Below are 13,662 nucleotides of genomic sequence, written 5' to 3' on the forward strand. Positions count from 1 at the left end.
GGCCTGCCTTACCGTTTGGGAAGATCATTCTTTAGATTATACTGAATCTGAATTTATATTTGGAATAGGAAAAGACCTTGGTTTTGACAACACCGTTATTTCTACATCTATTATGGATGTTACCCAATTCTTTAAACTCAACTTTGACACTATACCTTATCTAAAGGAAAAGAACTTGGCCATGCAGTTCTATGATAGTATGGGTAAATTAGTGAAAAAACTTATTCTTAGAAATAGTAAACGGTTACATAAAGAGCTTTCTCAAAGTGCAGAATTGGTTGCATTGTTATCAAAGTCTACCATACGCGATTTAAGCGATGAAGAAAAAAAGAAGGTTCAGAATCAACTATTGGATATTTTTAAAAGCATACCTTCTTTAGCCATTTTTATTTTACCTGGCGGTGCTATTCTGTTGCCCATATTTATTAAGTTGATTCCTAAGTTATTGCCATCGGCATTTGATGAAAATAGAATTGACGAAGAAGAAGATTTATATCGTAAATAACTTAATATCAACTTATTAAACTTACTACTCTAACCAAAGCTTAAAATCTTTTACTTTTTCTCTACTCACGATAATTTCGTGATCAGCGTTGTTATTCAACTTGATCTGTAACCTTGAATTGGTGTATGAAACTATATCTTTTATATGGTCTATATTCACGAAGAACTTTCTACTTACCCTAAAAAATACTTGTGGTTTCAACTCCTCTTCTAGTTGTTCTAAAGTGGTATCTAACAAATAATTGCGACCATCTTTTGTAGCAGCGTAGGTACCTTTATTTTCACTGTAAAAACACTCTACATCTTCTGAATTAATGATTTTTAAATGCTGACCCACTTTCGCTGTAAATCGCTTTTTATATTCCCGCTCTAGCGGGTTCACCAATAGCTTCTTAATATCTTCAAAGTCCAAAGCTATCTTACTTGGCTCATTATCAGACTTGAACATTTTTCTGTATTTGTTTACAGCTTGCTCTAGATCTTCATCATCAATGGGCTTTAAAAGGTAGTCTATGCTATTCAATTTAAAAGCTTTAAGCGCATACTCATCAAAAGCGGTAGTGAATATAATGGCGCTATGAACCTCAATGACATCAAAAATTTCAAAAGAGAGTCCGTCAGATAATTGAATATCCAGGAATATTAAATCTGGGTGTTCATTATTTTGAAACCAATCTATAGCCTCCTCTACAGAATGTAACATGGTAGAAACAGACAAGTCTAAACTCTCTAACATTCTACCCAACCTACGTGCTGCTGGTTTTTCATCTTCAATTATTATGGTCTTCATGGTTGGTATTTATGGTGGTTACAAAAAATATGCTTTAGTCGTTGTTAGAGTTGATGTACTTCTGAATTTTACGCTCTTCCCATTTTTTTCAAATGCCAAGGTAGGTTTCCAAAAACAGTAATTGCATGTATAGCCAGTATAATTCCCCATACAATAGTGGTACCATATACGTTCCAATTTATCCAATCTAAAAACTCAGGATCACCTAGGGCATCTTTACTTACTAATATGAAAACAAATTTATGTCTCAAGAAGTATAAAATGATATTTATAACTAGAAAAACTAGTGCGTGGTTATAGAAACTCTTTATACTAGCCACTTTTGTTTTTGCCCTTTCATATTTAGACAGCCTACTAAATTCTTCACTTACAAGGTTATCGTTTGGTAGATTAGTTTCCATATTACCTATATTTTTCAGCATCTTTTTTATCCTGCTCTATATATTTACTGATTTGGCGTTGTTCCCAATCTTTACTAAAAAAAGGATTAAATCCAAATACCTTGGCCGCGTGAAATGCCAACCCTATTCCCCAGAAAAATGGAGTAGAAAATGTGCCTATATTAAACAAAGCTTCTGAAAATGAAGCTCCACCAGACATAATTCCCATTATAGTAACCGTCATGATGAATAAATTGACCAGTACATAAATACTTAGGTGAATATAAAACCCTTTAAGCTCTTTTACTTTCTTTTGAGCCCTTGCCAATTTATCGGCTTGATCAAATTCGTTTAGTTCCATCTTTGTTTATTTTCTTCTTGTTGTAAAAACTCTTGTAATTTTCTTTCTTCCCAATCACGATTCATAAACGGATTCAAGTTAAAGATTTTATTCGCTTTTAAAAATAAGCTAATGCTTAATCCGAATACTACCCAAAGAAACCAAGCATATTCCCATTCGTTAAGGTAATAATTTAATGCCGCTACAAGAATTATAGTGACGACTGCCGAGGCTACCTTACCATAAAATTCTTTTATCTCTTCTACTCTTAATTTTGCTTTTGTATATTTTGTGTTTTCCATGATCTTCAGTTTATTAGGTTATGATTCTTGCATGTATTGTTTGATCTTTCTCTCTTCCCAGTTCTTACCGAACAAAGGGTTGTAACCAAAGGCATAAAGACCGTTCATAGTTAACCCGAATCCCCAACCCAGTGCCGGAAAAATGGCCCAAGGAAAACTAGTGGTGTTATAATTAATATATGCCAAAATGGGAATTACAATGCAGTACGCTATTAAATTGCCATAAAAACCTTTTATAGCTTCTACTTTATCTTTTGCTTTTTGATACTTGTAATTATTGTTATTTGTGAATTCTGTTTCCATCTTTATAAGTTTTAGGTTATTATTATTTGATTACTATACTTCAAATTTCGGTAGATAACCCAGGTTTTTAAAAAATGAAATACCCAATTGTAATTTTTAATGACTGAATTGTAGAAAGAGGTATTTATAGCCTAATAACTCTTAAAATCCGTACGATTTCTTCGCACTTTCAATTTGCTCTTGCTCTGTTGTAATAGGGTACAACAAGTATTTAGGCGCTAGTATAGGTTTTGAACTGGTGATGGTAATCTTTGTAATAGTAGCGAACGGAAACTTGCCTTTTGTAAGTGAAAGAAGTACTTTTTCCATACTAGAGAATTCTGAAGATGATTCCGCTATAATTTCAGCCTCACCCCTCAACTGAAATCCTTTTTGCTTTAAAACGTCTATAAAGCTGATACAAACCTGTTTGTTCTCACTAATATTCTTAACCGTTTGTGGCGAAGCTATATTCGCTACAATTATGATGTCTTCTTCATAAAAGCTAAAAATCTCTTTTGGTGATACATTAGGTATATTATCTAATGAAGATGTCGCCAACCAACACAGAACACTATCGTTTATAGACATTATAATATTTTCTGTCAGCTTCATAATAGCTCTTTTAGAACACGTTTAGAAATTGTCTTTCTCCATCAATTCCTTGATTTTTTTCTCTTCCCAATCTTGACCGAATAACGGATTTAGTCCATATGCCTTTAATCCATGGGCTATTAATCCTATACCCCACCCTACAGCAGGAAAAATTACCCATGTAAAACTGGTGGTTCTATAATTTATAAATGCCAGAACAGGAATAACAATACAGTACGACGTTAGATTACCATAAAAACCTTTAATTTCTTCTACACGCTTTTTAGCTTTCTCATAGCGCTTGGCACTAATATGAGAATCTTGTGTTTCTTTAAAAGATATAACATTGGTCAACATTGGTAGCCTTACCTTGAATTCTTTAGCGGTCTTAAAAATTTGCATTTCCTTTTTAGTAAGTATGGCATAACGCTGGCGTATATTTTGCAGCCCTACCCCACTACTCTTTTTAACAACCTGTTTCTCTTGAAGGTTATTGACTACATACAGGTAATTATCCTCCTCGTAAATTTTAATATGTAATGGTTTGGAAGAAGTGACTACATTATGCTTTACGGCATTTTCTAACAATAACTGTAACGATAATGGTACTATTTTAGCTTCTGGGTTTGTTGCCTCATCAGGTATTTCAAATATGATACTATCTTCAAACCGCATTTTTAAAAGTCGCACATAGGTTCTGGCAAACTTTAATTCTTCATCGACAGAAATTAGATTTTTACTCTTCTGCTCCAATACATATCTATACACTTTAGATAGCGAAGTCGTAAACTTTTGCGCCTGCATAGGATCTTCTTCTATAAGGCTAGTAAGCACATTAAGGCTATTGAAAAGAAAGTGAGGATCTAATTGATTCTTTAAAGCGTCGAACTTTGCAGATGCAGAACCTGCTATAATTTTCTGCTCTTTTACTTTGGTATCCTGTAAAGCTTTATAGAAGTAGAAAGCATGTAAAAATAGAGATACCACCAAGGTAACCAATAACGCATAGAAGTAGTATTCTACCCGTTCTCCAGCTAAGTATTCTTCATAGCTTTTATCTAATATATATATTTCAGTAAAGGCACGTACTGCGCCAAATGCCAATACAGTAAGTACTATTGATCCGGCTGCACCGTACCATAACCTTTTTTGGGTTTCATTCTCCCAACTATATTTTTGCGAGATATAATCACTGAAATACATATTAACCAAAGAAAGCGCAAAAGAGTAGAGAAAGGCTATACCGGCAAATTGCAGTTCTCGATATAAAGTTATGTTTTCCCAATCGGACAATAACAGTCGTATTAATACCATAACCAAGGTTATAATAACCGCTGTTCTTACCACCTTTAAAAAACTACCCATTTTATTTACTTAGAATTGCTGCTTATATTTTTTTAAAATTAGGGATTTCCTTTTAGAAGTATACTTCTTTCTATAAATGCCCTAGATAATAGCAAACATGAAACCTTTTCTTCCAAATTAAAAAAAATAAGGACCCAACTGTATTTTTTGGGTACTGAACTGTTAGTATAAACAGTTGTCATTCTCTCAATTAGTGCAGTACAGATTTTAGTGCATATAAATTTGTACAAATTTTCTTTCTTAAATTGTACAAATCTTATAGATTTAATAATTTATATAGTAGAAATATGTGCAATTGTGTGCATAGCCTGACCGTTATGCCTCACCCAAAAACGACCGACAATAAACGCTCAGAAAAATGAAAGACAAAATGCCAACGCATCAGCAAAATCAAAAGAGCTGCATCCATACGCACCAAGCCAACGCAATGCGGCACATTTGCTTTTGCCCCAACGCACGAATTTCGTAGTAAAACAATAAAGAAAATGGAACAAAGAGACTTATTTGGCAATATTATACCTTCATTAAATAACGTTAAGACAAAGTCAGGATTAACAAAGATTGAAAATGGTGAGTATTTATTCTATCCAGACCTTTTTTCAAAAGCAGAAAGTGATTTGTACTTACAATCATTAAAAAACGGTATTGACTGGAAACAAGAGTCAATGAATATTTATGGTAAACAAGTTAACTTCCCCCGTTTGACTGCTTGGTACGGAGACAATGATAAACCTTATTCATTTTCAGGTATAACATTAGCACCAAAAGTTTGGACAAGAGAACTTCTTAAAATAAAAGACAAAATAGAACCTTTGTCAAAAGTTCAATTTAATAGCGTTTTGCTTAACCGCTATAGAAGTGGAAACGATTCTATTTCCTGGCATACGGATGCAGAAAAAGAATTAGGACAAAACCCTGTTATTGCTTCTGTAAATTTTGGAGCTACAAGAAAATTCCAGCTAAGACATGTCGAAACAAAAGAAAAAATTGAAATTGAATTGACACACGGCAGTTTGCTAATAATGCAAGGTGAACTGCAACATTTTTGGAAACATCAAGTACCTAAAACCGCCAAAAAAGTAAACGAAAGAATAAATCTAACTTTTAGAGTGATTAAGTTGTAATGGCTTTATGATAGAATACATAAATAAAATACAGTCATTACCGAATCCGACTTTTCAGGAATTCAGAAAAATTGCAAACGAGGCTTTATCTCACTTAACAAGATCTGAAAGGGATCAGTTATGGCGAAACTTAAATCAAGGGGTTGATTTATTGGATTCACACGAATTAATGTGTCAATATATTTTCTCTTACGGAAATATGCACGAAGCAAAAATTAATACGGCATTAGCTTCAATTAATAATCCAAATGAAGTTTTCAATACTGATTTAGCTATTGTAGATTGGGGTTGTGGACAAGGTCTGGCAACTGTTTGTTTTTTTGGTTTTCTAGAAAATCAAGGAATACCAAATAACACACAAAAAATTATTTTAATTGAGCCATCAAAACACGCATTAGAACGAGCCAAACAGCATACCAAAGTTTACCTCAAAGATGAAACTAAAATTCAACTTGTAAACAAATACCTAGACGATGTTGAAAAAGAAGACCTTGAGTCGGATCAATCAATTACACTTCATTTTTTTTCTAATATCCTTGATATTCCTCAAATTGATTTAAAAAAATTAGCTCAACTTGTAGGCGAAAATGTAAACGGAGAACATTATTTCTTCTGCGTAAGTCCTTTAATTGAAGGGCGAAGCCATAGATTAGATGCTTTTTACAATTATTTCAATATTGTCAATTCTCCCACAGTTTTTTCTAATATTCAAAAGAGTGAAAATAAATTACAATTATTAGCAGAAGATGCACACCTTAAAGATGTTGCAAGGAAATACACCTTAAAACTAAAGGTCTTTAAGTTTGAAAAAGACAAAGTTTACTATATTCCAATTGAATACTATCCAGCGGTACAATTCCACGCAGGATATTATTTGGATTGTCTAAAAAAACAACGTGATGAAATTTCTTTGCTATCTACTTTTGAAGTTTCAGCACCTTTTGACATTGGAGCAAGTGTTTATGAAGATATCAATCCAATTTTAGCTGTTCTCAACAATATTGTAACAAGAGGTTTACCAACAAAAGCTAGTCCCTTTATCGAAACTAAATTTGCTTCATTTGGAAATACAGCTCAACAAAATGACTTTGGATCAATCGTCTTTGAAAACGAGAATGTTGATCCAAAAAATTTGCAATTAACCCAATCACCAATAGCGATTGCACGCTTGCAAAAAACCATTATTGAAGCAATTCTTACTGGAAAATTAGATATTCAATTAACAGAATGGAATGTTTTAGTTAAAGAAAATGATGTTCCTTGTGCGGCACTTGCTTTTGAAGATTTAAAGCAAATGTTCCAAAACCTTACAGCATTGAGTGTCGACTTTGACACAATGAAATTTCCAAAAGTGAATTTGGCAATCATTGGTTCAGAAGAATATTTAGATTCTCAATTACATTTAGAATCAAAACCTGTTTCAGAAGCAAAAAATCAGCAAAAAAACAAAGTTTATGATTTAGTCATTGATATTTCAATGGCTAAATTGGAAGATAACAAAGAAGCATCTTTCAGTGAGTTTAAATGTAAAAATCATTGTTATTTCAATATCCGTTCTGCAAAATCAAACAGAACCCGAAGACATATTTACACAACAGATAGTATTGAGTATAAACAGTTAGTTACAAAAGATACACAAGGAAATTATCAAGATATTGAAGCAAATAAACAGCATTTACAATACTTTGCTCAATTACTTTTCCGCAAAGAAGATTTTCGTCAAGGACAACTTCCGATTCTTAACAGAGCATTGCAAAACAAAAGTGTTATTGGTCTTTTACCAACAGGTGGTGGTAAATCTCTAACCTATCAGCTAGCGGCAATGTTACAACCAGGTGTAACATTGATAATTGACCCGCTTCGGTCATTGATGAAAGACCAATACGATGGGTTAAAAAATGTTGGTATTGACACTTGTGCTTTTATCAATTCAACGTTATCGGCTAGTGAAAAGAGAGAGCGAGAAAAGAAAATGGAAACTTCTCAATTGCAATTTGTTTTTCTTTCACCGGAACGCTTGTGTATCTTCAGATTTCGAGAAAGATTGAAAAATATGCAAGATATGAATATATACTTTGCATACGGAGTAATTGATGAAGTTCATTGTGTGTCTGAATGGGGACACGACTTTCGGTTTTCATATTTGCACTTAGGGCGTAACTTATACAATTTTGTTTTACCTAAAAACAAGGATAAACGATTAACACTATTTGGGTTAACCGCAACAGCTTCTTTTGACGTTCTAGCTGATGTTGAGCGTGAATTGTCAGGTAATGGAGCTTTTCCACTTGACTCTGAAACAGTCGTAAGATATGAGAATACTAACAGGTTGGAATTGCAATATCGAGTTGAAAAAATTATTCCACCGATTCCTACTAACTCAATGTGGGACATTTATAAAGCTAAAAACTCACAAGTAGCAAATTATATTTCAAAAATCCCGAATTTAGTAAGCGAACTTCAGGATACAAAAGCGATTGGTAGAATAAAGAAAAGATTTATTGAAAGAGAAGGACTAACCGAAGCTACAGACAAATTAAAGATTCAAGAAATTTTAAATGCCCAATTAGATACAAATTTTGTTGAAAGTTGGATAGCCTCTGGAAATCCTTATGAGCAAGGTGGTATTGTTTTTTGTCCCCATAGAAAAGGAAGTATAGGAGTTTTAGATAGTGCAGCAAATAGAGGAATTGCTTCTGCTATTAAAGCCGATTTACCTTGTAAAGATGTAGGTACTTTTTTAGGAGGAGATGGAATGAGCGATCAAGACAGTTTTATCAATAGCGAATTGAGTGTTATGGTGGCAACTAAGGCATTTGGTATGGGAATAGATAAATCTAATGTTCGTTTTACTATTAATATAAACCATTCGAGTTCATTAGAAAGTTTTGTTCAAGAAGCAGGTCGAGCAGGTCGAGATAAAAAAATGGCTTTGGCTACAATTTTATATTCTGATTATTCAAATGTTGACAAAGAAGTAGTGATGTATTTTCACAATAATACTTTTAAAGGAGCACAACACGAAAAAAGGGTAATGTATGACTTGTTAAGTATTAAAGAAATAAACTTTTTTATTGCAGAGGATGAAACAATTGAGGAACTAGATACTGAGAGCGTCTCTGGTTTTTTAGATACGTTGTTAAATTCAGAACCTAATGAAAACATTGTATCATTCATTTCTTACAATGACAATGCTACCCATACAGGAATCGATAAGTATGAATATGTTGCCAAAGCAATCTATCGTATGTCTTGTATTGGTGTCGTAGATGATTTTACTCAAGACTATCTAAATAAAAGATTTAGAATTGTCACAAAGCGAAAGGCAGATGGAAAATATTATGAAAGTCTCAAACAGTTTTTGATGCGGTATTATTCTGACGAACGAGCAGAAGAAGAGATTCAAAAAGTGCCAAAACTTAAAGGCGATAACGAAATTCATAGATGCTTGGGGTATCTAACAGAATTTATATATGACAAAATTGAAGTAAAGCGAAAGCGAGCAATCGATGATATCCGTAGTTTTTGCATTCAAGGTATAGATGATAATAAAAATTGGCTAGAAAAAAATGAAGATTTGAAAGACTTCATTTACTACTACTTCAATTCAAAATATGCGAAGGATGATTATGAAACAGAAAATGGAGAACCTTTTTCGCTAACGAGTAATACTGATTTTGGAAAAGAAAGTTCTATTGAAATTTTAATGAAATATCTTCGAGTAGTGGATGATGATGTTTATGGCTCAAGTGGGTCGCCTAAAGATAGCGTCAAACACTTACAAGGTGCAGTACGGCTAATTCGTAGGTCATTAACAGACAAAAACCCTGCACTAGCTATGTTAAATGCGTTTTGTATTGCTTACTTGGGCACAAATAATAATGAAGTATTGGAACAAGAGTTAGGAAATAGCTACAAGGAAGGCTATCGAGATTTTTATTCTTCAAGTACCAACAAAGAATTGTTTTATGAAAACATTGAAACCTTTAAACAAAAACTAAAACTAAACCACATCTCAAAAAAGGTACTGAAAGAAATGCATAATTGGGAAACAGAATGTGAACTAGACATTCATCAGAACTGGTTAAATAACTTCACTAAATCATATACACAAGCATTATGAGTACAACAAATGAAAATATTTTAAAGTCTTTGGCTGTTTTAGAGGGGAACTTGAAAGATATTAATTCTGCTAAGGAACAAGTAAATAATGTGGTTAAATCATCGGGCAATTTAGCTAATGTAATAGAATCTTATAAGACAAGTTTTGAGAGTTTATCAATCAATGTCAAAGCTGTTCTTGAAGATTCAAGAAAATTCAACAATGATTCAATTATAAAGCTATCGGATCAAACAACAAACTTTAGTAAAGAAATAGCTAAACTCACAGAGTTTGATGTTTCTAAGTCTTTAGAATCTATTGAAAGTAAAACTATAAAACAACTTCAACAAAATTTAAGCAAGCCACTTTCAAGCTTAGACAAACAAGTAAGAAATATCGAAAAGGAGGTTACCAAATTAACAGAATACGATTTTAAAGATTCATTTAGCAATCTTGAAAAACAAGTTGTCAATCAATTTAAAAATGACTTAAAAGAAAAACTTGATGACCTAGATAACAAAGCTCTGAACCTACAATCAAAAATTGATGAATTCAAAGTACAAATATCACGCATTGAAAAAGTTGACCTAGAATCACACTTCAATAACCTACTGACTGTACTGACGAATCAATCAGACAAACAAAATATAGAACGTACTAAAAAATATGAAGAAGTAATAAGTAAAAATGACAATATTATATTACGACTTGACCAACAAGACAAAGAAACTAAAGCTTTGAAAACCTTGCTATTTGTGATTATCGGAATAATCATAATCGGTATAGTGACAACCTTAATTATGAAGTAGTCAACGCTTTTGCTGGCACATTTGCTAAACCGTACAGATCAACCCTAAAGCTAAGTTTTACAAAAGAGCCACCAAGCCAACGCCTCAAGACAAATACAAATTACAAGACCAAACACGTAAGAAAACTGCGTAGAACAATAGCTATAACAAATAGGGCATAGAATGATATGTTAAAGGTCTGTGTATATGTACTAAGTCGCTAAATCTTATTGATTTAGCTTTGGAACAAAAAAAATAAAACTAAACAATAAGCTTTAGCTTCGTGCTAAGACGGAAACTCAACGTTTCCTTACTTCCGCACTACGCTTAGCTCAAGCTTTGGCAACAAGCCAAAAAATGAAACTCAAATATAAAATCATATTAGGAATATTTGCTAGCATAATTATCATTATATATTGGTTTAGTACTATAACTGTAGGAGAATATTACAGACGCCATAGTCCAGATGGTCAATACAGCATTTATGCTTCCAGAAACAAGTATTTTAATTTTCCATTTGTGAAGTTTTCTGATACTGGAGGAAAAATACACTTATATGATGAATTAGAAAACAAATTAGTTGGGTCTTCTTCTATTGATATGATTTCGAACATTGATGAACTATTTTGGAGTGAGGAAGAATTATACTCAAAAGGTTCAATGAACAATATCAAATTACCAAGAAAAATACATGACAAAATAATTAAAGAGTATAAAAAATCGTATCCCATTAAAAAAGAATGGACATTTTTTATTCAAGGGAGTCGTTATAATGTTGATGAAGTTTCTCATAAAAAACTAAAAGTTAGCAATGAAATCGGAGAAATAATTTTGCAAAATATTCAGTTCATTTCTCAAATTAATAATGGTTTTCAAGTATTAAATGAACAGACAGAAATTGAATATTATGATACGAAGTTAAATAAGCTAAATAATGCTCCTGAAACAAAGGTTAGGTGTTATGAAGTTTGTGGTAATGTTACAACCTATGAGCTTAAAATTAAAGAAAATGAAACTTATTATATTTTAAAAAAGGCTGTTGGACACACAAACTATAATTTAAAAAATTATAAAGCTATAGATTCAGTAAGAAAATTAGAAGTGAAAGATATTTATTTTTTAAACAAAAAACATGAATTAAAATATAACGACAATTCCATAGAAAATGAATTGGTTATAATTGATTTTGGAAAATATTTCGGAATTTTATCAGAACAATATGGTATAGAATATTTTGATTCAATTAACTTAAATCAAGAACCAATAAAAGTAATGAGAAATAAACTTTATGGTTATTATAATATTACACCAACTGTATATAAGAAATTAGAACCATTCGAATTTAATTTAGCAAAATTTACAGAATTCAAGCAAAATGGAAAAATCAGAAAAGGGTATATAGATAAAAAAGGGAATGAGTATTATAAAAAGCCTGTTGCAACCAACGTATATAATTAATGGCTGGTTTTAGCTTACTTACAAAAATATTATCGAATTTTCTATTTGGTTTTATGTGCTAAATTTAGTGCTTAAACCACGCAACAAACTATATACAAATACGTTAGGCTCAATTTAAATAAACCTCATGCTATCAAATGAAGAAATAGGTATTCAATTGCAAACCGAATTAGACACAGCTATTGCTGAATATAAATCTTCAAATAAATTTGAACTAACTGAAAAAGTTTTCAATGAATTAATGTCTTTTAATTTTGCCCGTTACCAAAGAAGATTGAAGAGGGACGTTTCAAAAAAGATTAAAAGATTATGGATAAATCCCAAGAAAGGAATTAATCCGGAGCAGAAATTAGATGCTTTCCTTTTTGAGCACGATTTTCCAAAAACTAAAAATCAGGAGGCGGAATTGTATGGAATTGTTGAATGGGAAAATAAGGAAATCCAAAGTGTCGTTGTAGATATGGGGTATTCTTATGATTTCGCTGATGGACTGGAGCAAATGAGCGGAATAAAAACTCAATTCTTCAATCCATTTGTTAAAAACAAACTTGGAAAAGAATACTATGAAAACTCAATTCTAGTTACTGACGACAAAGAATTAGCTAAATGCTTTCAGCTTAAAGGAGTTTTGGCAATTCATGAAGTATTTACAGAATTAAATAGACAAGGTGCTTTTGATCTAATAAATAAAAATGATCGATTTTGCTTTATGTTAAGGGAACATGATGAGGAGTGTTATTTAATACTGTGCATATAAAAACTGTGCCTAACAATGGCTATAATTAATACGGACTTCAGTCTTTACGCCAAGGTCTGTGTATATTTATAAAGTCGCAAAATCTTTGGGATTTTGCTTTCGAACAAAAAAGAAAAACATGAAACTTAAAGATAAAAACATACTTAGTGTTGAAACTTATAATAACGCTGCAAAAAATTATCAAGATAAGTTTATGGAAATGGATTTATACAATGATACTTTTAATCAATTTTGTGATTTAATAAAAGCTGATTACTCTAGAATATTTGAAATTGCTTGTGGACCTGGTAATGTCACAAAATATCTAAAATCTATTAACCCCACTTTTCAAATTAAAGGAATTGATTTAGCTCCTAAAATGATTGAATTAGCTAAAATTAATAACCCTGATGTTAATTTTGAAATAATGGATTGCCGAAAAATAGATACGATAAATGAAATTTTTGATGCCATTATGTGCGGTTTTTGTTTGCCTTACCTTTCTAAAGAAGAATGTTCCAAACTAATTAAAGATTCATCTAATCTATTAAATAGAGACGGACTTTTATATTTAAGTACAATGGAAGGTGACTATGATAAATCTGGATTTGAAAAAACTAGTTTTAGTGGAGAAAATGAGGTTTATATACATTATCATCAAGCTGATTTCTTAAAAGAACAATTGAAAAAATTTGGATTCGAAATTATAAGCTTGGTGAGAAAAGATTACCCTGAACCAGATGGAACTTTTCTAACGGATATGATATTTATTGCTAGAAAAAAATAAACTAAACAATAAGCTCTAGCTTATGCGGCAGACAGAAACGAAAAATTTTTTTACCTATGCTCTACGCTTAGCCCAACCGCTGTAAATAATAAGACATGAAACAAGTAATT

The 13,662-nt window shown here is 31.9% G+C and carries 14 protein-coding genes; 7 read left to right on the top strand and 7 right to left on the bottom strand.

Annotation, left to right across the window (positions count from 1 at the left end):
* The coding region (locus ABJI11_RS14525; RefSeq protein ID WP_348353720.1) for an LETM1-related biofilm-associated protein at window positions 1-505 on the top strand (505 nt) is incomplete at its 5' end.
* Window positions 506-529: 24 nt separating this feature from the next.
* Here ABJI11_RS14525 and ABJI11_RS14530 read toward each other — a convergent pair.
* The 7 genes from ABJI11_RS14530 to ABJI11_RS14560 form a co-directional block, all read right to left on the bottom strand.
* Window positions 530-1,294 carry a LytTR family DNA-binding domain-containing protein gene (locus ABJI11_RS14530; protein WP_348353723.1) on the bottom strand — a complete coding sequence of 255 codons (765 nt, stop codon included), beginning with the start codon at window positions 1,292-1,294 and terminating at the stop codon, window positions 530-532.
* A gap of 68 nt (window positions 1,295-1,362) precedes the next feature.
* On the bottom strand, window positions 1,363-1,695 hold the full coding sequence (locus tag ABJI11_RS14535) for a 2TM domain-containing protein (protein WP_348353725.1): 333 nt from the start codon (window positions 1,693-1,695) through the stop codon (window positions 1,363-1,365).
* A 1-nt stretch (window position 1,696) separates the two neighbouring features.
* Window positions 1,697-2,035, bottom strand: coding sequence for a 2TM domain-containing protein (locus ABJI11_RS14540; protein WP_348353727.1), 339 nt, complete (start codon window positions 2,033-2,035; stop codon window positions 1,697-1,699).
* On the bottom strand, window positions 2,026-2,316 hold the full coding sequence (locus ABJI11_RS14545; protein WP_348353728.1) for a 2TM domain-containing protein: 291 nt from the start codon (window positions 2,314-2,316) through the stop codon (window positions 2,026-2,028). The genes ABJI11_RS14540 and ABJI11_RS14545 overlap by 10 nt, the downstream gene beginning before the upstream one ends.
* A gap of 18 nt (window positions 2,317-2,334) precedes the next feature.
* Complete coding sequence (locus ABJI11_RS14550) at window positions 2,335-2,619, bottom strand: 2TM domain-containing protein (RefSeq protein WP_348353731.1); 285 nt, start codon at window positions 2,617-2,619, stop codon at window positions 2,335-2,337.
* Window positions 2,620-2,760: 141 nt separating this feature from the next.
* Window positions 2,761-3,213, bottom strand: coding sequence for a pyridoxamine 5'-phosphate oxidase family protein (locus tag ABJI11_RS14555; RefSeq protein ID WP_348353734.1), 453 nt, complete (start codon window positions 3,211-3,213; stop codon window positions 2,761-2,763).
* Between the two features lie 21 nt (window positions 3,214-3,234).
* Window positions 3,235-4,557 carry a 2TM domain-containing protein gene (locus tag ABJI11_RS14560; protein ID WP_348353737.1) on the bottom strand — a complete coding sequence of 441 codons (1,323 nt, stop codon included), beginning with the start codon at window positions 4,555-4,557 and terminating at the stop codon, window positions 3,235-3,237.
* A 485-nt stretch (window positions 4,558-5,042) separates the two neighbouring features.
* On the opposite strand from ABJI11_RS14560, the gene ABJI11_RS14565 reads away from it, so the two are divergent.
* The 6 genes from ABJI11_RS14565 (at window position 5,043) to ABJI11_RS14590 (ending at window position 13,552) form a co-directional block, all read left to right on the top strand.
* Window positions 5,043-5,681 (top strand): alpha-ketoglutarate-dependent dioxygenase AlkB, encoded by a 639-nt coding sequence (locus ABJI11_RS14565; RefSeq protein ID WP_348353739.1) that lies wholly within the window; start codon window positions 5,043-5,045, stop codon window positions 5,679-5,681.
* Window positions 5,682-5,688: 7 nt separating this feature from the next.
* Window positions 5,689-9,804 carry a DEAD/DEAH box helicase gene (locus tag ABJI11_RS14570; RefSeq protein WP_348353742.1) on the top strand — a complete coding sequence of 1,372 codons (4,116 nt, stop codon included), beginning with the start codon at window positions 5,689-5,691 and terminating at the stop codon, window positions 9,802-9,804.
* On the top strand, window positions 9,801-10,592 hold the full coding sequence (locus ABJI11_RS14575; RefSeq protein WP_348353745.1) for a hypothetical protein: 792 nt from the start codon (window positions 9,801-9,803) through the stop codon (window positions 10,590-10,592). The genes ABJI11_RS14570 and ABJI11_RS14575 overlap by 4 nt, the downstream gene beginning before the upstream one ends.
* A gap of 336 nt (window positions 10,593-10,928) precedes the next feature.
* Window positions 10,929-12,029, top strand: a complete 1,101-nt coding sequence (locus ABJI11_RS14580; RefSeq protein ID WP_348353748.1) for a hypothetical protein — start codon at window positions 10,929-10,931, stop codon at window positions 12,027-12,029.
* 127 nt (window positions 12,030-12,156) lie between these two features.
* Window positions 12,157-12,786, top strand: a complete 630-nt coding sequence (locus ABJI11_RS14585; protein WP_348353751.1) for a hypothetical protein — start codon at window positions 12,157-12,159, stop codon at window positions 12,784-12,786.
* Between the two features lie 118 nt (window positions 12,787-12,904).
* Complete coding sequence (locus ABJI11_RS14590) at window positions 12,905-13,552, top strand: methyltransferase domain-containing protein (protein WP_348353754.1); 648 nt, start codon at window positions 12,905-12,907, stop codon at window positions 13,550-13,552.
* The last annotated feature ends 110 nt before the right edge of the window (window positions 13,553-13,662 follow it).

The sequence above is a fragment of the Maribacter sp. genome (assembly GCF_039968975.1).
Lineage (GTDB): Bacteria > Bacteroidota > Bacteroidia > Flavobacteriales > Flavobacteriaceae > Maribacter.